The organism is Mycobacterium sp. ELW1 (genome assembly GCF_008329905.1).
Classification (GTDB): domain Bacteria; phylum Actinomycetota; class Actinomycetes; order Mycobacteriales; family Mycobacteriaceae; genus Mycobacterium.
The window spans coordinates 3,016,902-3,035,399 of record NZ_CP032155.1 but is presented as its reverse complement, the minus strand read 5'-3'; the positions used below and the strand labels follow the sequence as shown (position 1 = coordinate 3,035,399).

18 protein-coding genes are annotated in these 18,498 nt (G+C 68.2%); 9 read left to right on the top strand and 9 right to left on the bottom strand.

Going from position 1 to position 18,498, the window contains the following annotated elements:
- Nucleotides 1–48: 48 nt before the first annotated feature.
- Nucleotides 49–708, top strand: coding sequence for a hypothetical protein (locus D3H54_RS14230; RefSeq protein WP_149379583.1), 660 nt, complete (start codon nt 49–51; stop codon nt 706–708).
- Between the two features lie 62 nt (nt 709–770).
- On the opposite strand, the gene D3H54_RS14225 is transcribed toward D3H54_RS14230, so the two are convergent.
- From D3H54_RS14225 to D3H54_RS14215, 3 genes are all read right to left on the bottom strand, one after another.
- On the bottom strand, nt 771–2,129 hold the full coding sequence (locus D3H54_RS14225; RefSeq protein WP_149379582.1) for a CHAT domain-containing protein: 1,359 nt from the start codon (nt 2,127–2,129) through the stop codon (nt 771–773).
- Entirely contained in the window at nt 2,126–3,808 is a 1,683-nt protein-coding gene (locus tag D3H54_RS14220; RefSeq protein WP_168214863.1) for a hypothetical protein, read from the bottom strand. The genes D3H54_RS14225 and D3H54_RS14220 overlap by 4 nt, the downstream gene beginning before the upstream one ends.
- A 100-nt stretch (nt 3,809–3,908) precedes the next feature.
- Nucleotides 3,909–4,406 carry a lipoprotein LpqH gene (locus D3H54_RS14215; RefSeq protein ID WP_149379580.1) on the bottom strand — a complete coding sequence of 166 codons (498 nt, stop codon included), beginning with the start codon at nt 4,404–4,406 and terminating at the stop codon, nt 3,909–3,911.
- A 182-nt stretch (nt 4,407–4,588) separates the two neighbouring features.
- On the opposite strand from D3H54_RS14215, the gene D3H54_RS14210 reads away from it, so the two are divergent.
- Nucleotides 4,589–5,446 (top strand): endonuclease domain-containing protein, encoded by an 858-nt coding sequence (locus tag D3H54_RS14210; protein WP_149379579.1) that lies wholly within the window; start codon nt 4,589–4,591, stop codon nt 5,444–5,446.
- Nucleotides 5,447–5,493: 47 nt separating this feature from the next.
- Here D3H54_RS14210 and D3H54_RS14205 read toward each other — a convergent pair whose 3' ends face one another.
- The gene (locus D3H54_RS14205) at nt 5,494–6,756 is read right to left on the bottom strand and encodes an amidohydrolase family protein (protein WP_149379578.1); all 1,263 of its coding nucleotides are present in this window, start codon (nt 6,754–6,756) and stop codon (nt 5,494–5,496) included.
- 25 nt (nt 6,757–6,781) lie between these two features.
- Between D3H54_RS14205 and D3H54_RS14200 the strand changes: the two genes are divergently transcribed.
- Nucleotides 6,782–7,642 carry an AraC family transcriptional regulator gene (locus D3H54_RS14200; protein WP_149379577.1) on the top strand — a complete coding sequence of 287 codons (861 nt, stop codon included), beginning with the start codon at nt 6,782–6,784 and terminating at the stop codon, nt 7,640–7,642.
- A gap of 203 nt (nt 7,643–7,845) precedes the next feature.
- Here D3H54_RS14200 and D3H54_RS14195 read toward each other — a convergent pair whose 3' ends face one another.
- The gene (locus D3H54_RS14195) at nt 7,846–8,472 is read right to left on the bottom strand and encodes a hypothetical protein (RefSeq protein WP_149379576.1); all 627 of its coding nucleotides are present in this window, start codon (nt 8,470–8,472) and stop codon (nt 7,846–7,848) included.
- 217 nt (nt 8,473–8,689) lie between these two features.
- On the opposite strand from D3H54_RS14195, the gene D3H54_RS14190 reads away from it, so the two are divergent.
- From D3H54_RS14190 to D3H54_RS14180, 3 genes are all read left to right on the top strand, one after another.
- A complete protein-coding gene (locus tag D3H54_RS14190) occupies nt 8,690–9,127 on the top strand; it encodes a hypothetical protein (protein WP_149379575.1) in 438 nt (145 codons plus the stop codon).
- Between the two features lie 51 nt (nt 9,128–9,178).
- A complete protein-coding gene (locus D3H54_RS14185; protein ID WP_149379574.1) occupies nt 9,179–10,648 on the top strand; it encodes an amidase in 1,470 nt (489 codons plus the stop codon).
- Between the two features lie 74 nt (nt 10,649–10,722).
- Complete coding sequence (locus D3H54_RS14180; protein WP_149379573.1) at nt 10,723–11,637, top strand: alpha/beta fold hydrolase; 915 nt, start codon at nt 10,723–10,725, stop codon at nt 11,635–11,637.
- A 65-nt stretch (nt 11,638–11,702) separates the two neighbouring features.
- On the opposite strand, the gene D3H54_RS14175 is transcribed toward D3H54_RS14180, so the two are convergent.
- Nucleotides 11,703–12,179 carry a hypothetical protein gene (locus D3H54_RS14175; RefSeq protein ID WP_286199238.1) on the bottom strand — a complete coding sequence of 159 codons (477 nt, stop codon included), beginning with the start codon at nt 12,177–12,179 and terminating at the stop codon, nt 11,703–11,705.
- A 202-nt stretch (nt 12,180–12,381) separates the two neighbouring features.
- Between D3H54_RS14175 and D3H54_RS31235 the strand changes: the two genes are divergently transcribed.
- The gene (locus D3H54_RS31235; protein ID WP_168214862.1) at nt 12,382–12,609 is read left to right on the top strand and encodes a hypothetical protein; all 228 of its coding nucleotides are present in this window, start codon (nt 12,382–12,384) and stop codon (nt 12,607–12,609) included.
- Between the two features lie 164 nt (nt 12,610–12,773).
- A complete protein-coding gene (locus tag D3H54_RS14165) occupies nt 12,774–13,031 on the top strand; it encodes a hypothetical protein (protein ID WP_149379571.1) in 258 nt (85 codons plus the stop codon).
- Here the strand turns inward: D3H54_RS14165 and D3H54_RS14160 are convergent.
- The 3 genes from D3H54_RS14160 to D3H54_RS14150 are packed head-to-tail and all read right to left on the bottom strand — an operon-like array spanning nt 13,028 to nt 15,469.
- Nucleotides 13,028–14,293, bottom strand: a complete 1,266-nt coding sequence (locus tag D3H54_RS14160; protein WP_149379570.1) for a competence/damage-inducible protein A — start codon at nt 14,291–14,293, stop codon at nt 13,028–13,030. The genes D3H54_RS14165 and D3H54_RS14160 overlap by 4 nt on opposite strands.
- Nucleotides 14,294–14,324: 31 nt before the next feature.
- On the bottom strand, nt 14,325–14,789 hold the full coding sequence (locus D3H54_RS14155) for a hypothetical protein (RefSeq protein WP_149379569.1): 465 nt from the start codon (nt 14,787–14,789) through the stop codon (nt 14,325–14,327).
- Nucleotides 14,790–14,803: 14 nt separating this feature from the next.
- A complete protein-coding gene (locus tag D3H54_RS14150; RefSeq protein WP_149379568.1) occupies nt 14,804–15,469 on the bottom strand; it encodes a GNAT family N-acetyltransferase in 666 nt (221 codons plus the stop codon).
- 206 nt (nt 15,470–15,675) lie between these two features.
- On the opposite strand from D3H54_RS14150, the gene D3H54_RS14145 reads away from it, so the two are divergent.
- On the top strand, nt 15,676–18,432 hold the full coding sequence (locus D3H54_RS14145; RefSeq protein ID WP_286199237.1) for a glycoside hydrolase family 2 protein: 2,757 nt from the start codon (nt 15,676–15,678) through the stop codon (nt 18,430–18,432).
- Nucleotides 18,433–18,498 lie beyond the last annotated feature (66 nt).

The following is an 18,498-nucleotide window of genomic DNA, read 5'->3' as shown; positions in this document are numbered from 1 at the left end:
GCGCAAAGTTGGGTTCGGTAGCTGCCGACGGTCGGCACGCTGCACACCATGTCTGATGCACTCCTGGGCGCCATCGCCATCGTCTCCGCCATCGCACTCGCCTCGATCATCGTCGCCGCCGGCCTCGCCGGGCAGCCGCCGCGCAGGCGACGCCCACGCAGCACCCGCTGCCCGCGCTCGATCGGCGTCGGCACGGTGCAGATGGTGGCGGGATCCGATGATCCCGTGATCGTCATCGAAGTGGAAAGCGTTGCCGGCCAGCGTTTCACCGGCCGACTGTGCCACGGCGCCGATGACAAGGTGCTGTCCGCCCTGCGCCCCGGCGTGATCGTGCTGGTGTCCTTCGACCCGGCCAGCCGCAAGCAACTTTCGCTGGCCGACGACGCGATCGCGGTGCGGGCCACCGCCGACCACACACTGCTGCGCCACGGCGTGCTGACCCACAACCAGCTCGATCTGATCCGCTTCGGCACCCGGTCGTGCGGCGTGGTGACCGGGATGCGGACCACCGGCCGCGAGCGCGAGGAGCTCCGCGAGGTGGAACTCGATCTGATCGTCACCCGACCGGGCGGCGGCCAGTTCCCGGCCCAAGAGATCACCCTGGTGCCCGAGACAGCGCTGGCCAAGGTCTCGCCCGGCAGCATCATCGACGCCTACTACCTCCCGGAGGACGAGTCCGCGATCGCGGTGTGCGTGCCCCCTGCCTAAGCGCTCGGCGCGTTCATCGACACCGCAGCGGGTCACCGCCGCCCTGTCGCGGCCGCCGCCGCTCACCGGGCACCCCCGACCGCGAACGTGACCACCGCGGCCCAGTACAACGGGCTCGCCCCCGCATCGCCGTCCCGCCACCGCCGCATCTGGGCCCGCTGCCAGCGATTGACGCTCAACACCGCGTCGTCGGCCTCGTGGGCATCGTCGACGGCCATCACGATTTCGGCCATCGGATCCTCGGCCCGCCCGGTGAACCGGCGATAGCCCGCGGTTGTCGGCAGCGACCACAGCGTGGCGGTCACCAGCTCGCTGCCGCAGAGGACCATCGCGGCGACCAGTCCGGTCGCTTCGTCGAACTGATAGTCACCGCCGGAACCGCACGCGAGCAGAGCCACCCGCGGGGGCACCGGCAGCTGGGCGGCCATCAGATCCGAGGCCAGCAGCGGGCGGTGATCCCCCACCGGTTCGGCCGCGCCCTCCGCCGCGGCCGTGCAGGCCAGGTGCAGGGCGGCACGATCGGCGTACCCGTGCGCACGATCGGCGGCACTGGCATGGCCGACGAAGAGCATCCGGCTCGGAGCCCGCTGCAGATGTGCGGCCAGCCAGCCCCGGTCGGCGTCGCTTCTACGGAACAACTCCACCGGGGCGGTGACGTCGGGCAGCACCGCGCGGTGCGCGAGCAGCTCGCCGAAATGGCGGGACAGCGCGCCCTCGCTCGACGGCCGGCCCAGCACCGACCCCAGGGCGGAATCGGGCCGCTGGCCCGGTACCCGGGGATCGACCACGAGAAGTGCCGGCGCACCTCGTCTTTCGTTCCATCGTGCCGGTGTGCGCGGGGCATGCACGATGTTGGGTGGTACCGCCATCGCCACGTCGACCATCTCCATCAGCCGCACACCCTCGGTGACGGTGTCGATGTCGGCGAGCTGCCACGGAATGCGGGCCGCGGTGGTCCCTTTGAAGGTGACCGCCTCCTTGCGGGCGGCGACCAGCTCCTCGGGACTGGGCCCGGTCAGCGGGACCGCCACTGCGGCCCACGGGATTCGGGCCAGGCGCGCGCTCGGTGAGATGAACAGCAGCGGGCGCGGACCGCCGGCAGATGCCGCGTCCCGGGTCGTTTCGGCGATCAGCTGCCAGGCCGGCTCGGCGATCAGCAGCACGCCCAGGATGTAGGCGAGGGTCAATTCCCCCCGCGTCGTGGCGAACGGGCCGCGGGTCAACGCCCTGTCCAGCGCGTCGGCCAGGCTCTCGTCGCCCTCGGGATCAGGCAGCGCCCCACGCAGTTCCTCCAGCGCGGCCAGCACGATCGGCTCGTGCACCACCCACGTCACGGTGCGCTCCGGCCGGCCGACGATGCGCAGGCTGGCATAGGTCGCCACGCCGACGTCGGCGTACCGCAGCACCAGGGTCGTGGTCATGGCCACGTCGACCAGGCGGGGCCGCCGGAGGTGACGGCCTGGCCGTAGCGGTTCTGCGCAAGCAGCCGGTAACGCGCCAGAATCGGTGAGCCGTCGGGATCCATCTGCAGCGGAGGCAGCGCTCCGAGCGTCGTCTGGGTCAGGGCGTCGACCGAGTAGCCGCCGGCGGCGAGCGCCTCCTCGTCGACGGTCTCGACGGGAACGGTCATCGTGGCAGGCGCCTCCCAGCCGCCGGCTTCGCCGCGCGGCTCGGTGGCGAAAGTGCCTCGTGCGCAGTGGTATTCAATCAGCTCGCTGAGGAGTTCGTCGTTCTCCCACTCCCAGGCCACCGAGAAAGCGCCGGCCAGCATGCGTGCCGAGACCTGGGACGCCCACCGCCAGCGCGCGTCGGCATCCGTCATGGCGTAACGCACCGAGTCGACCGCGAGCGCGGCCGGAATCTTGAGTTCCGCAGCCTTTTCCAGCTTGGCCAGCGCGCTGCGGTGCCGGTCGCTTCCCGAGTCGAACCGGGTGACGCCCAGCGAGGCGACCTGGCGCTCCTTGTTGGCCTGCCAGCTGTCCGAGGGATCGCCGATTCCGTCGAAGTTCAGGTCGGCCAACGCGTCGGCCCGCCAGATCGAACCGAGGTGGTCGTCGAGCCGCGCATACTGCAGCCAACTCGATCGCGGCCAGCCGTCGAGGAACCGCCGCGCCTCCGCCACCTGTTCGACAGCCTCGTCGAAGCGGCCGCGGAACACCGAGATCCAGCTGCGCTGCAACAGGATGCGATGGACGAACAGCGGACGGCCCAACTCCCGCCACTGCGTCTCGGCATGGCCCCAGGATTCGTCGGCCTCCTTGAGCCAGCCGATGCCGAGCCGGGTGAGCCCGAAGTAGAGCCAGCAGCGCGCGACGTCGTGCGCGCGGGAATGCTCGGCGATGACCGGGTAGGCCGACCCGACGAGACGCTCGGTGGATTCATGGTCACCACGCATCCACATGGCCGCGGCGGTCTCGAGTTCGGCTCTGGCCCAATACAGTTTCCACTCGCGGCGCTGCGCGCGGGCACCGGCCCGGCGCAGCCACTGCTCCCCTTCGTCGAGTCGGCCCGTCTCCACGCAGAACCGGCCGTACGCCAGCCCGGCGGCGACCAACAGCTGATCGGCGTCGTCGGTGCCCCCGGCCAGCTCGTCGATGACCGGAATGATGTCCTGCCACAACTGCGCTGCCGGCACGTGCAGGTCGTCGTCGCACAGCGCCGTCGCGCACAGCACCCCGGCCAACGTGGCGAGGTGCCGCTGTTCGGGTTCCAGGTCGGCGAACCGCTGCGCGGTGTCGTCGTCGCGCAGTCCGGCGAGTTCGGCCGCGGCGTGTTCGTGGTCACCGGCGGCCGCGGCCAGACCGGTGCGCAGGAAGCGTGCCCGCAGGGTGTAGCGGGCGACCATGCGGTCGGTCTCGGCCCCGCGGTCGGGGTATGCGGCGATGCAGTCGGTCATCCGCCGGAGGCATTCCCTGGTGCCGTCGTAAGCCGTTCGGATGAGATAGATTTCGCCCAGTTGAGCGAAGGCTTCGAGCGCGAGGTCGTCGCGGTCCTCGCTCTCGATCTGCGGCATCAGCGACAGCAGGAGGTCTTTGGCCTTCTCCTCCTGGGCGGCGAGGGCGAGCTGGCGGGCCCGCTGCAGATCGCCGGTGATGGACACGGCTGGATCATAAATCGGCCACGGCCGCCGATACAGGTAACGGCGAGACGGCGGACGTGCTCGGCACGTCCGCCTCCCGCCGCCCGAACGGTTGGTCACGTCACTTGCAGGTGACGGAGATTTCGAACTTCTTGCTGATCATCCCGGCCATCGGGTTCTTCATGTCCGCGCCGGCTGCCTCACCGGTGATGGTGTAGGTGTCGCCGTCCACCTTCACATCCGCAGAACCGGTCTTCATGCCCATGTTGTCGCTCACCGCGAGCGCGTTGCCGTCGACGACCATCCCGAGGGACTGCACGGTCGGCGGCTGGCCGTCCTTCATGACCACACCGAGACCCTGCTGGCCGCCCACCGCGCCGCTGGCGATGTTGATCGTGCCGCCCTGCTTCACGCACGTCACGGAGTTCAGGTCCAGGCCCTGCAGGTCATTTCCCTCGACCTTGACCGACGTCTTCCCGCTTGAGGCCACCGAGACACTGGTGGGCGCGGCGCCCGTCGCCGAGCTGGAGCCCTTGCTGCTGCTGTTGTTGTCGGAGCAAGCCATGAGCAGCATGCTGCAGCCGAGCACGCCGACACCGACCGCGAGAATTCGCTTCACCTGTGTTCCCTTCGTTCGCGGCGCCTCGGTGGCACCGTCACGAGAGAAGTACAGACGCGGCTCGCGGCTACCGATCCCAAACTTCTGGCGCCGAGATCGACGGTGGCGTGCCCGCCTCCCGCACTTTCGCGCGCCGGCGTCGATGTCGACGGATTGTCGGTGGGATGCGCCAGCATGCGGGGATGAATCGCGTGTTCATCGGTAGTGAAGCGATTGCCGCCGGGCAGCTGACCGAGCACGAGTTGCGCCGCTGGTACCGCCCCATCTATCGCGACGTTTACGTCGCGGCATCCCTGGACCCGTCCTTGGGCGATCGGACCTGGGCCGCGTGGTTGTGGTCCAGGCGGCGGGGCGTGATCGCGGGTGTGGCGGCCGCCGCGTTGCACGGCTCCCGGTGGGTCGACGTCGACGAGCCGATCGAATTGATCGGCCGCAACTCCCGTCCGCACGATGGGCTGATCGTCCGAAACGAAACACTCACAACCGGCGAGGTCACCAAGGTCTCAGGTCTGCCGGTGACCACCCCGGTGCGAACCGCATTCGATCTTGGTCGTCACCTGCCCGCCGAGACGGCGGTTGCGCGTCTTGACGCGCTCAAATGGGCCACCTTCTTCTCGATCGACGACGTCATGCAGCTGGCACGCGCGCACCCGGGCGCACGCGGCCTGCGGCAACTCACGGCGATTCTTCCGCTCGTCGATGGCGGAGCGGCGTCCCCGAAGGAGACCTGGCTACGAATGCTGTTGATCGATGCGGGTTTTCCACCGCCCACCACACAGATACCCGTCATGGACGGCTGGCGGATACTGGCGGTCCTCGATATGGGTTGGGACGACATCAAAGTCGCCGTCGAGTACGACGGGGATCATCACCGAACGAACCGAGCTCAATACGTCAAGGACCAACGCCGGCTACGCAGACTCGAACAGCTGGGGTGGATCGTCATCCGGGTGATCGCAGAGGACCGCCCGGACGGCATCGTCCGGCAGGTGCGCGAGGCAATCCACCGCCGAACGTCACCGAGATCGACGGTGGCGTGAGGTCAACTCGTACTTTCACACGCCAGCGTCGATCTCGGTGATGTGGCTCAGGTCTGCGCGAACTGCTTGGCGTCGTAGAGCCGCGCCCACTCCGCCCGCGGGCGAATGGACACGTCGACGTCAGCGCCCTTGGCGCGCAGGCTCTTCACCGTCGCCTCGTCCCGGGCGGTGCGGGCGAACGGATCCCAGCTGAAGAACCGGGAGGAGTTCTCCCAGGTGATCTTGTTGATATCGGAATCCGACGCGCCCGCGGCGTCCAGCTCGGCCAGCACCTTCTCCGGAGCATCGGGCCAGAAGCAGTCCGAGTGCGGGTAATCGCACTCCCAGGCGATGATGTCGATGCCGATCTCGTGCCGCAGCTTCAGCGATGTCTTGTCGGTGACGTAGCAGGCCAGCGAGTGTTCCCGGAACACCTCACTGGGCAGCTGAGAGCCGAAGTCGCGGCGAAGCCACTTCTGGTTGGTGTAGTGCCGGTCACTGCGATCCAGATAGAACGGAATCCAGCCGATACCACCCTCGGAGAACGCGAACTTCAGATCCGGGTAGTTGCGCATCGCCGGTCCCCACAACAGATCCTGGGCACACATCGCCGACACCTGGGTGGCCAGGATGATCATGTTGTCGATCGGCGCGTTGGGCGCCATGCTGATCGCCCCGAATCCGGTGCCGATGTGCAGGCACATCACCACGTTCTCTTCGGACAGCGTCCGGAAGACCGGGCCCCAGTAGTCCTCGTCGTGGTAGCTGGGCAGGCCTTCCAGGTGCGGCAGCTCGGGCATGGTGACGGCGCGGCAGCCCTTGGCCGCGACGCGGCGGATCTCGTTGCACATCCCCTCGGGTGTCCACGTCGGCAGGATCGCGATCGGGATGAAGCGGTCCGGATAGGAGCCGGCCCACTCGTCGATGTGCCAGTCGTTGTAGGCCGACACCATCACCAGCGTGACGTCTTCGCGGGTCATGTTGAGGTGCCGCGCGGAGAAGCCGGTGAAGGTCGGGAAGCACATCGAGGCGAGGATGCCGTTGCGGTTCATGTCGCGGACCCGCTCGTGGACGTCGTAGACGCCGGGGCGCATCTCGGCGAAGCCGGCGGGGTCGCGGCCCCACTCCTCGGCAGGCCACGACACGACGGCGTTCAACCCGCTCACCCCCTGGGGGCGGCCCTGATACATCCACTGATCCACCCCTTTGTCGTCGGTGACGACGATGGGGGCCTCGGGCTTGTACTTGTCCGGAACGTGGTTGAGGAACATGTCGGGGGGCTCCACGACGTGGTCGTCAATGCTCACCAGGATCAGGTCGTCGACATTCATGGCCTCAGTTGTACCCTCGATAATCATGACCGTCTCCGCACATTCGGCCAGAGACTTGGCCGGAACGGCCAAAAATCGACCGGAGCCTCAACCGGCCAATATCGGGCAGGTCGAGCTGCGCCGGGGTGGACGGGTCCTGGCCGGCAGCTATCTGTACGAGGGCGAGCTGCTGGTCACCGGCTGGCATTTCCACGACGTGCATCAGATCGAATACGCGATCGGCGGTGTGGTCGAGGTCGAGACCGCATCGGCGCACTACCTGCTGCCGCCCCAGCAAGCCGCCTGGATTCCGGCCGGACTGGAACACCAGGCGACCATGAACCCCGCCGTCAAGACCCTGGCGGTGATGTTCGACCCGGACCTCATCCCGACCGCCGGTGACCGCGCCCGGATCCTCGCGGTCTCCCCGCTGATCCGGGAGATGATGCTCTACGCCCTGCGCTGGCCGATTTACCGCGACGCCGGCGACGACACGTCCGACGGATTCTTTCGCACGCTCGCCAATCTGGTCGCCGAGGCACTGGATCACGAAGCGCCCCTGAGCCTTCCGAGCTCCGAGGATCCGGTGGTGGCCGCGGCGATGGCCTACACCAAGGAGCACCTGCAATCGGTGACGCTCGCCGAGGTATGCCGGGCCGTTGCGGTGTCGGAGCGGACCCTGCGCAGGCAGTTTCAGAGCGAGGCCGAGATATCCTGGCGCACTTACCTTTTACACGCCAGAATGCTGCGGGCGATGGCCCTGCTGGCCGCCCCGGCCCAGAGCGTGCAGCAGACCGCCACCGCGGTGGGCTTCGACAGCGTCGGGTCGTTCACCCGAGCCTTCAGTCAGTTCTGCGGGGAGACCCCGTCGTCATACCGACGACGCGTCACCAGCACCGGTATGTGAGGTGGGCGCGCGCCGCTCGTGCCAGCGCAGGCGCAGCAACAGCATGCCGCGGTGCGCTTCGAACCCCAGCGACAATGGATGCCGCCAGGAGCCCGATCGTGTCCGCCGTGTTTGTGCCACATCACCACTGTGCCAGCCGACCGACACCGGCCGCCGCGCCACACGCCTGAGTGTGCCGCTTGTCACCTGAAGTTCGTTGTCCGTCAAGAATCCTCGCCGGCACCGGTGATCGCGGCAACCAGCGGTTCGAGCTCCCCGCCGACGGCCTCGCGAACCTCGCGACCGGCCCGCCTGACCGACTCGTTGACGTCGCCCCGGGCGGCGGTCGCGGTGGCCCGCAATTCGTCGATGTTGCGGCCCAGTGCCGCCCGCACGTCGTCACCCTGGGTAGCGGCGGCCGCGACGGCGAACGCGCCGTCGAGGGCCGAACCTACGAGCGTGCCCTGCGCGGAGGCCACCGAACCGGCGACCTCACCGGCGTAGCCCAGGACGGCCACCGGCAACGTGGCCTGGTGACCGACGTAACTGACGACCGCGGCACGCAGCCGTCCGCGAGCGTCGTCGACGACGTCCTGTACGCCGGTGCCGGTGCGCTCCCAGGCCGTGGCGATGGTCTCGCCATCCTGAATAGCGCCCGCGAATGCAGCGGGTGCGTGTGCGATCGCGGTGGTGACATCTGTTGCAGCGTCGAGTAATTGGCTGCTCAGCGCCTGGCCCACGGCGATCTGACGCTCGAGGACGTGGCGGATGACGATGGTGGTTTGCTCGTGCGGCTGCTCGTCGGCGGCCGGGACGGCGGCGGTGTCGGGCTCGATCGTGGTCTCAGACATGCGGCCAGTCAACTAGTCCGGGCCGACCGGACGATATCGGCGAAGTGACAGACCGGGCTCCGGTAGGCAAAGAGACGGGGCCGCGCGCCCCCTGCCGGCTGCCAGCATGCCACCAGCTGTCACCCAGTTGGTTGCCAGTGAGTCGTCTTATTCTCATTTTTCGCGTCCCGGCGCCTGTGACGCTGCCTTGTCGGGGATCTGCCGTGGAGGAACACAGATGACCAAGCTCGTTCGGCTCGGACTGGGAGCAATCACTCTCGGTGCGATGTCACTCACGCTCGGATCCGGTGCCGCGCTGGCCGACGACTACGCCGGCAAGTCGTACTCAGACGCCTCCAAGGCGATCGGCGATGCCGGGCAGAAGGCCGTCATCGCGACATCCGTCGGCGACACCACCAACCAGGGCGACTGTGTGGTGACGCGGTCCCAGAAGGCCGACTGGCTCAAGGGCGACAACTTCTCCCCCGTCACCGACACCGTGCTGCTGTACCTGAACTGCAACGCCAAGCTTGCCACCGCGGGCAAGGCCGGTAACTCGCTGGCGAGCCCGGAGGGCCAGGCGGAGAAGGCGGCCGAAGAGGAGCAGGCCGCCAAGGATGCCGCCGCCCAGCAGAACCAGTCGAGCGAACTGGCCACCCCCGGCGGCAACGGATAGTTCCGCGCGCCAACTTGCCGGGGCCGGGCCGGGCGGCGAGGATCCGTGACAATGGATCCCACATTCGCCGCTGAGCTCGCCGACCTCGATGCCATCGGGCAGGCCGCACTAGCCGCTTCCGGAGACGTGTCCGCCGCCGAGCTGCTCGACGCGGCCATCCTGCGGCTCGACGCCACCCGCGGGCTCAACGCCGTCATCACCGACCTGTTCGAGCGCGGACGCGACCAGGCCGTCGCCCTCGACGAGAGCGGCACGCTGCGCAGCGGGACCGCCGGGCCGGTGGCCGGAGTTCCCTTCCTGCTCAAGGATCTTGGCGCCTCGCTGGCCGGTGCCCGCGAGGCGATGGGTTCGCGGGCGTTGCGCGATCACATCGCGCCGGACACCGCGTGGATCGTGCAGCGCTACCTGGACGCCGGCCTGGTGGTGTTCGGCAAGACCAACACCCCGGAATGGGGCAATCACTGCACCACCGAGCCGTCGTTGTTCGGCCGCACGGCCAATCCGTGGTCACCGGACATCACCCCCGGTGGTTCCAGTGGAGGGTCGGCCTCGGCGGTGGCCGCCGGCGTCGTGCCGGCCGCCTCGGGTGGTGACGGCACCGGCTCGATCCGGGTGCCCGCGTCGTGCTGTGGCCTGGTCGGGCTGAAGCCCCGGCGTGCCCGCACCTCGTTCGCACCGTCGGGGCAGCTGCTCGAGGGACTGGCCGTCGAGCACGCGCTGACGCGCACGGTTCGCGACAGCGCCGCTCTCCTTGACGCGGTCACCGGTGGCGCCCCCGGCGATCCGTACAACGCGGCGCCGCCCGCCCAGCCCTTTCTGGGCGCCATCGGTGCGCCGCCGTCGCGCCGGCGGATCCTGATCGCCACGCACTCCCCGTTCCCGGCCCCGCCGACCGACCCGCGCGTCGCGGCCGCCGTCGAATCTGCCGGGCGCGCACTGGAATCGGCCGGCCATCACATCGAACCGGGCGCACCGTCGTTCGACCCCGACGTCGTCGCCGACGCGATCGCCGTGCTGCACAACGTCAGCAATGTGCAGCTGTACAACTTCGCGAAGTCCCATCTGGGCCGCGATCCCCGCGAGGACGAGTTCGAGCCCAGCAGCTGGGTGATGATGCGCGAGGGATTCACCACCGCCGGCGTCGACTATGCCGACGCCATCGAGGCCATCCACGCCCAGACCCGCCAATTCGTCGCCGGAATGGCCGCCCATGACGTGCTGCTGGTGCCGACGTTGCTGGCGCCACCGCCGCACTACGGCATCCTGGATCAGCCGCGCGGCACCACCCGGGCATTCTTCGATGTCGAGTTCGCACACACCGGGTGGACCACCATGGCCAACGTCACCGGCTGGGCCGCGGTCTCGCTACCGCTGGCGACCACCGAGGACGGACTACCCGTGGGTGTTCAGCTGATGGCTCCCGAGGAGACCGTGCTCCTGCAGCTGGCGGCTCAGCTCGAGCAGGCGATCCCGTGGGCGCAGCGGCGCCCGGCGGGATGGCTGGACGCGCCCGCGGTCTGAGCGGCTTTGCTGCGGCCGCTCACCATTGCTTCGATCCGTGCAGTGGCCGCTGTCCCGCGTGAGACACTGTGCCCATGGTTGTCGCTATCGCGCGTCCCAAGTTGGAAGGCAACGTCGCCGTCTCCGAGGACCGCCAGATCGGTTTCGCTGAATTCGGCTGCGCTCAGGGCCGCGCCGTGTTCTGGCTGCACGGCACACCGGGGGCTCGACGTCAGATCCCGGTGGAAGCGCGAGTGTTCGCTGAACAGAACGACATTCGACTGATCGGTGTCGACCGGCCGGGGATCGGCTCCTCCACGCCGTACCAGTACGAGAACGTGCTGGCCTTCTCGAAAGATCTGGCGATCATCGCCGACACCCTCGGTGTCGACAAGATGGCCGTCGTCGGCCTGTCCGGCGGCGGCCCGTACACGCTGGGCTGCGCGACGGCGATGCCGGACCGCATCGTGGCCGCCGGTGTGCTCGGCGGGGTGGCCCCGACCGTCGGACCGGAGGCGATCGCCGGCGGATTGATGAAAGTCGGCACGTTCGCGGCCCCGATCATCGAGGTCGCGGGGGCTCCGCTGCGGCTGGCCGCCGTCAGCTTGATTCGGTTGATCCGCCCGGTCGCCGAGCCGGCTCTGTACATCTATGCCGGTATCTCCCCCGAAGGCGACCGCAAGATGCTCGTCCGCCCGGAATTCAAGGCGATGTTCCTCGACGACCTGCTCAACGGCAGCCGCAAACAGCTGGCGGCGCCGCTCGCCGACATCGTGGTGTTCGCCCGGGACTGGGGTTTCCGGCTCGACGAGGTCAAGGTTCCGGTCCGGTGGTGGCACGGCGACCGCGATCACATCGTGCCGTTCGCCCACGGCCAGCACGTGGTCTCCAAGCTGCCCGACGCCGAGCTCTACACGCTCTCCGGTGAAAGCCACCTGGCCGGCCTCGGACGCGCCGAAGACATCCTGCGCACCATGCTCGACTTGTGGGACCGCGACGACAAGGCGTGATCATTCCCGCCCGGTGGCGAAAGCCCGCGCCGCGCTGATGATCCGGCGCGACGCGGGCTGCCGTGTTACGCGCCGAGTTGGCTCTTGATCAACGCGTCCTGCTTCTGACCGAAGTCGATCACCAGATCGTTGGGCGCCGGGTCGGCGGCGGGGCCGGAGAATTCCAGCGACGACGCGGCATTGCCCTCGGTGAAGTACAGGACACTCAGCGATCGCGTGCCGTCCGGTGAGGTCCCGGTGATCAGCTGTCCGCCCTGCCCGACCGGTGCGGCCACCGACTTCTGGTTGGCGATGGGGGTGGCCGCCTGCGCGGAACTGATCGCACCGGCTGCCGCGGCCGGATCAGCCAGCACCCACACGGTGTCGGTGATCGTGCGTCCGTCGCGGTGGGTGTACACCGTCATGGCACCGGGCTGGCCGCCGGGATTCAGCGTCGGCGGGGCCGACGTGTAGGCCAGCGAGTCGGTGACCACATTGGGGTCGATCAGCAGGACGGTGTAATCACCGGGGTCGGCCGATGCCAGGCCGGCGCCGAGCGTCATACCCGCCGATAACACGGCGGCGGTCAGACCGCCAATACAACGAGAGTTCATATTCGAAGACTTCCGTTCAGAAGGAATGAATACCGGGTTATCACGAACAGTCGATCAGCAGGGGTAGCAGCCCCAGCCGCGCCAGCCGTCACGCCAGAAAAAGCCTGCGCCACAACCCATATTCCCGGTACCGCCCTGACAATCCAGGGCCGTGATGATCGGTGAATGCCCCGGACCGGACGGCGTGGCATTGTTCGTCGATGCCGCATTGGCGGTGACCGCACCGGCCAGAGAACCGGCGATCATTCCTGCCGTCGCAACACCCAAGATGAATTTTCGCATGAAGTCCCTCCCCATTAGGGTCGCGATTGAATTGGACCGTCTCACGGTACGTGAGCAATTACGTCAATCGCGGCAATTTCGGCGGGTCCGTCAATAGGTGTTTGTGGGCGGGCCGATCCGTAGTTATGCCCAATGCCCCTGTCGGCATGGGCCAGAAGTCCCTGTCGGTAAACACAACGGCCGGCCAAACTGACATAAGGAATGGGGCCTCGCCGGTGTATTGACGGATAAGTCAGCGCGCCGCCGTCGAAAGGTGAAGTAATGAATGACGTCCTCACCGAACGCAATTACGCCTGGCGGATGATTCGCGCCGCGCGGATCTCGCACGCCGACGGGGCGGACGCAATGGCCGTTGAGAACCGCCGCATCGACATCGAACTACTGCTCAGCGAAGCGCTCGACGCCGGCTTGGGCCGCGCCGAGATCATCGTCGAGCTGTCCGACCTCGCGGCACGCCTGTACGCGGCGTGCGATCCCGACGAGCTCGTCGTCGCCGACGCGGAAGATGTTCTGGCTTAAGCCAATCCGAGCAACGCCCGCCGCAGCATGTGCATTGCCACGGTGGTGGACCGCTCCCGGATGTCGGCGCGTTCGCCCGGCAGCCGAACCGACCGGCTCACCGTCGTGCCGTCGCCCAGCATCACGCAGAACCAAACGGTTCCCACTGGTTTCTCCTCGGTTCCACCGCCCGGTCCGGCGATGCCGGTGATCGCCACCGCGGTGTCGGCGCCGAATCGGCGCAACGCGCCGGCCGCCATCGCTTCGGCGACGTCCTGGGACACCGCGCCACACTGCTCGATGAGCGCGGACTCGACACCGAGCACATCGGCCTTCGCCTCATTCGCATAGGCCACCACCGCGCCGGCGACATAGGCCGACGAGCCGGCCCGTTCGGTCAGGCGGGCCGCCAGCAATCCGCCGGTGCAGGACTCCGCTGTCGCGATGCGCCGCCCCGCCAAGAGCCGAGCGACCTGATCGTCGACCAGCGAACCGTCTTCGGAGAACAGCGTGTCTGCGTGCCGGCTGCGCACCAGCTCCATCAGCTGTTCGTAGGCCGGCGCGCTCTGCGGCTCGTAGCGCGTGACCATCTCCACCTCTCCGCGGCGCAGGCAGGTGGTGATCTCCAGGTCACCGAAACCCGGCAGGCTTTCGGCTTCTCGCAGCGTCTCGGCCAGCCCCGACTCGGCCAGCCCGAACATCCGGACCGTGTCCTGGCGGTAGACGGTCCGCCCGGCAATGGCCTGCTGGAAGGCATCGTCGGCGACGGCGGCCGGCCACATCGCCTGAAGTTCACGGGGCGGGCCGGGCAGCACCAGGACCGTCGGCGAGCCGGGCACCACGACGCCGGGTGCCGTGCCGACCGGGTCGAGGACATGGGCGCCCACCGGCACCATCGCCTGCTTGCGGTTGGCCGCGAGCACCGCGTCGAAGTCGACGCCGGTGAATCGGGCCATCAGGTGTTGGAGGATCGCCGCGATCTTGGCTTCCAGCTCGGTGTCGAGAGCCAGCTCACGTCCGCAGAACCGGGCCACCATCTCCACCGTCATGTCGTCGGCCGTCGGGCCCAGTCCGCCGGAGGTGACGATCAGGTCGACACCTTCGGCGGCGAGGAACCGCAACTGGGCCTCGATGTCGGCGGGACGGTCACCGCAGATGGTGATGTGGGCCAGTTCGACGCCCAATTCCAACAGCCGATCGGCCACCCAGGGGCCGTTGCGATCCGCGACGCGTCCGGTGAGGACTTCGGTGCCGGTGACGACGATTCCCGCGCGCACGCTCATACCGAGCGAGATTACGCAGGCGCGGTGCCGATCAGGCCACGGGATCGGGCGTCAGCCCGGTGGCCTCCCCCAACGCGTGCAGCCAGGCCTGGGTGTCGTTGACGTAGAACGCGATCTCGCCGGCCGCGGTGCGCACCACCAGATGGGTCCATCCGCCGGCGACGCTGCCCCTGAACACTTTCGCCAGCCGCAATCCGGTGACGGAGTCCAGCGGAATGCTGATCGTGGTGCCGGTCAGGGTGACGAAGACCAGCCGCCGCCGGGTCAGCGCGATGCGGCCGTTGTTCTTCACCGTGGGAAAGCCCGGCGCGGTGGCGCCCCGATAGTTGCCGCGCTCCAGCGGACGCACGATGGTCTCCACCGCCAGCTCGGTGCCCAGCCGGTCCGCGGCGGCGCGATACCTGCCGCGGTAGATCAGCATGATCACCCCCGCGATGAGCCCGAGCACCGCGAGGATGCCGACCACCAGCAGGACGATCTGCCCGGCGACGTTCACATCGGACGCCAGGCTCAGCGTGGAGCCGCGCCGGGAGCTCGGACCACCAGCGGTACGGCGGGGAATGCCGCCGCCATCTCCGACCGGCATTTGCGCAGCGCGGCGGTGCCGTAACCCTTCTTGCGGTGATCGGGGTGAATCCAGATCCGCACGTTGACCTCACCGCCGAGCAGCTCGCCGAACACCAGGCCGACCTTCTCGTCGCCGTCGAGAGCGACAAACCAGGCAGCCTCCTCGGCCGCCAAACGGCTTCGTGCCGAACGGATTTCGTCGTCCACAAGCCCGGCGGGCGCGCCCGAACCGTCACCGGCCGCGCCGATCTCCTGGGTGCGGGTGGCGAAGATGTCGCGGTCGGACTCGTCGGCGAACGGGCGCAGCTGCAGGCTCTCGTCTGTGCTGGCCGGGCGCTCGCCGAGGGTGAAGGACAGCTGGCTGTTCAGGTCTCGCAGTTCGGCGGTGATGCGGTCCCGCGATTCTCTGGTCACCTGCTCGAAGGACAGTCCCAGCACGGCCTCGGTGCCCCGGCGCGATGTGCCGAGCAGTTCGGTGATGGCGGTGATCGCGGAGTCCCGGTTGTCGGAGGCGACGATGGCGTCGATCACTTCGTGGCGGCGCTCGAGCGCGGTGAGCAGTGCATCGGCAATCTCGCGGCGGGCCGCGGCGCGGTCTTGGTCGGTCATGGCCCCAGCGTAGATCCGCCCGCCCCAGTTCGGCGGCGCTGCGCCGAACTCCGGCGACTAACCTGGACCCCGGGTCAGGAGTGCGCTGTTGCACACGAACCACATACGGCGTTTGCGCCACTGCTCTGCCAAGATGAACGCGCGGCTGATGAACGGTTGCGCGGGGGTGTCCTGTCGCGGATCTCGAGTTGAGGAGTTTGGGGACGGTGGCGAAGACCCTCGGCACGCTCTCCGTCCTGCTGCTCCTGCTGCTGTGCGCGGGTGACCTGCGCGTGTTCAGCGGTCCGCAACCGCGGCCCGCCCAGGACATCGAGCTGTCCGACGGCTGGCGCCTCACCTCGGCGCAGGGCCTGCCCGCCGACGGCGCGGCCGTCTCGGCCAACGACTACGACGCCGCGGCCTGGCACCCCGTACGCCGGATGCCGGCCACCGTCCTGCAAACCCTGCAGGACGACGGCGTCTACCCGAACCTCTACTACGGCAAGAACCTGCTCCAAGACGTTCCGCAAGATCTCTACGAGCAGGACTGGTGGTATCGCACGACGTTCAACGCACCGACCGACTACCCCACCTACGTTCTGGACTTCCCCGGCATCAACTACCGCGCCGAGGTGTGGCTCAACGGCCGCCGCGTCGCCGACAACAGACAAGTCGTCGGCATGTACAACGACCACGAACTCGACGTCACGCGGTGGATCAGGCAGGGCCAACCCAACACCCTCGCCGTCAAGGTCACCCCGGAACGAGCCATCCAGGACGTCAACGGAGTCGAGCTCGCCGACAGCTGGTACGACTGGATCAACTGGCGCTATCTGGGCTATCAGGGCCCGGACAAGAACGCGGCCAACGGCAACTCCTTCGTGCCGGACCGGAATGCCGGCATCTGGAAACCGGTGTACCTCAAGACATCCGGGCGGGTGTCGATCGGCGACGCGACGGTCAACACCCAACTGCCGCTACCGGACACCGACAGCGCGCGGCTGACGGTGTACGCGCCGCTGAAGAATTACTCGACCGAGAAGGTGCGCGGCCTGCTGCGTGCCACGATCACCCGCGACGGCAAAGCACCCGTCCACGTCGACGAGCCGGTCACGCTGATGCCCGGCGAGGAGCGTGAGATCACGCTGAACCCCGAGAAGTTCGCGGCGCTGACCGTCCAGCACCCGGATCTGTGGTGGCCGTACACGATGGGCCGGCCCGACCTCTACGCCCTGAAGCTGGAGTTCGTCCAGAACGGTCAGGCGACCGAGGTGGCCACCCAGAAATTCGGCATCCGCACCATCACCCAGGGGCGTGACTCCGACGACTCGTTCGCCGATCTGGGCACCGGCGGCAACTTCTACCTCCAGGTCAACGGCAAGAACTTCCTGGTTCGCGGCGCCACCTATACGCCCGACCTGCTCTACAAGTACGACCCGGAGCGCGACGCCGCGATCCTGGGTTACGTCAAGGACCTCGGGCTGAACATGCTGCGGCTGGAGTCCAAGATCTCGTCGCAGCGCTTCGTCGAGCAGGCCGACGAGCTCGGCGTCCCGCTGATGTACGGCTGGATGTGCTGCAACCAGTGGGAGAAGTGGCAGCAGTGGGACGACGAGGATCGTCGCGTCTCGCAGGACAGCATGCGCTCGCAGATCGAAATGCTGCGTTCGCACCCCTCGGTGTTCGTGTGGGCCAACGGCAGCGACGGCCGACCACCGGCCGACGTGCTGACCGACTACCACCAGATCCTGTCCGATCTGCACTGGCAGAACGCCACCGTCGACACGGTGTCGTCGCTGAACCGGGACGCCGACGGCAGGCAACTCTGGGACGGCATCCAGATGGCCGGGCCCTACACCTGGCGTCCACCGTCGTACTGGTTCGCCGGCCGGTACGGCGCGGCCCGCGGCTCGTCGGCCGAGCAGGGCGACAACGAGCACATCCCGCCGTTTGCGAGCCTGCAGAAGTTCATTCCGCCCGACAAGCTCTGGCCGATCAACGACACCTGGTTCTTCCACGCCGGATCGGACCCGCAGAACTCGCGGCTGGCCAACGTCCAGCGCGTCATCGACCGCCGCTACGGCCCGTCCAGCAATGCCCGGATGTTCGCCGACAAGGCGCAGCTGGCCCACTACGAGGCCACCCGCGCCCAGTTCGAATCGTTCGCGGCCAACGGCTGGGACGGGCACAAGATGACGATCTACTGGATGCTCAACAGCCACTGGCCGTCGTTCTTCGGCAACATCTTCGACTACTACCTGCGCCCCGGCGGCGCCTACTACGGCGCCAAGAAGGGGCTGCAGCCGCTGTCGGTCGTGTTCGACTCCTACGCCACCGGTAACCATCGCCAGGCCAAGGTGACCGTCGTCAACCAGACCCCGGACACCCAGGAGAACCTGCGGGTGCGGGTCCGCATCTACGGCCTCAACGGCGCACTGCGCGACGACCGGGCCGCCGACGACATCGCCGTCGATCCGGGCGGCGCGGTGCAGGCGATGACGCTGCCGCCCGGACCGGCCGACTCCCCGGTGTTCTTCGTCCGCTGCGAGCTGCTCGACGCGACCGGCACCGTGGTGGCCAACAACGTGTACTGGCAGTCCCGGCAGGCCGATGACGTCGGTCCGCCGGCCAACGACGCGGCCTTCAACTCCAACCAGGTGAGCTGGGCCGACATGACCGCGCTGAACGCGATGCCGAAAGTGCCGTTGGACGTCAGTGCCACCGGCGGCGACGACGCCGGCCGTGACGTCACCATCAGCCTGCACAACCCGACGCCGCAGATCGCGTTCTTCGAACGCGCCGAACTGCTCTCCGGTCCGCTCGCCGACGAGATCCTGCCGATCCAGTACGACGACAACTACGTGACGGTGTTCCCGGGTGAGACCGTCCAGATCAAGGGCCGGGTTCCCGGGTCGGGACCCGCCCCGGCCTGGGTCAGGGTCACGGGGTACAACAGCACACCGGTGGTCGTGCAGGTTCGCTGACACACGCGACGTCGCTGACGTCGGCCGATCCGCGCGTGCCCTAGATTCGGTGGTGCGCCGCGGACA

Excerpts from the sequence above, each read along its gene's own strand:
- D3H54_RS14230 (WP_149379583.1), top strand. The coding sequence starts at position 49 with ATGTCTGATGCACTCCTGGGCGCCATCGCCATCGTCTCCGCCATCGCA.
- D3H54_RS14225 (WP_149379582.1), bottom strand. The coding sequence starts at position 2,129 with ATGACCACGACCCTGGTGCTGCGGTACGCCGACGTCGGCGTGGCGACC.
- D3H54_RS14210 (WP_149379579.1), top strand. The coding sequence starts at position 4,589 with ATGAATCGCGTGTTCATCGGTAGTGAAGCGATTGCCGCCGGGCAGCTG.
- D3H54_RS14205 (WP_149379578.1), bottom strand. The coding sequence starts at position 6,756 with ATGAATGTCGACGACCTGATCCTGGTGAGCATTGACGACCACGTCGTG.
- D3H54_RS14200 (WP_149379577.1), top strand. The coding sequence starts at position 6,782 with ATGACCGTCTCCGCACATTCGGCCAGAGACTTGGCCGGAACGGCCAAA.
- D3H54_RS14195 (WP_149379576.1), bottom strand. The coding sequence starts at position 8,472 with ATGTCTGAGACCACGATCGAGCCCGACACCGCCGCCGTCCCGGCCGCC.
- D3H54_RS14190 (WP_149379575.1), top strand. The coding sequence starts at position 8,690 with ATGACCAAGCTCGTTCGGCTCGGACTGGGAGCAATCACTCTCGGTGCG.
- D3H54_RS14185 (WP_149379574.1), top strand. The coding sequence starts at position 9,179 with ATGGATCCCACATTCGCCGCTGAGCTCGCCGACCTCGATGCCATCGGG.
- D3H54_RS14180 (WP_149379573.1), top strand. The coding sequence starts at position 10,723 with ATGGTTGTCGCTATCGCGCGTCCCAAGTTGGAAGGCAACGTCGCCGTC.
- D3H54_RS14175 (WP_286199238.1), bottom strand. The coding sequence starts at position 12,179 with ATGACGCTCGGCGCCGGCCTGGCATCGGCCGACCCCGGTGATTACACC.
- D3H54_RS14165 (WP_149379571.1), top strand. The coding sequence starts at position 12,774 with ATGAATGACGTCCTCACCGAACGCAATTACGCCTGGCGGATGATTCGC.
- D3H54_RS14160 (WP_149379570.1), bottom strand. The coding sequence starts at position 14,293 with ATGAGCGTGCGCGCGGGAATCGTCGTCACCGGCACCGAAGTCCTCACC.
- D3H54_RS14150 (WP_149379568.1), bottom strand. The coding sequence starts at position 15,469 with ATGACCGACCAAGACCGCGCCGCGGCCCGCCGCGAGATTGCCGATGCA.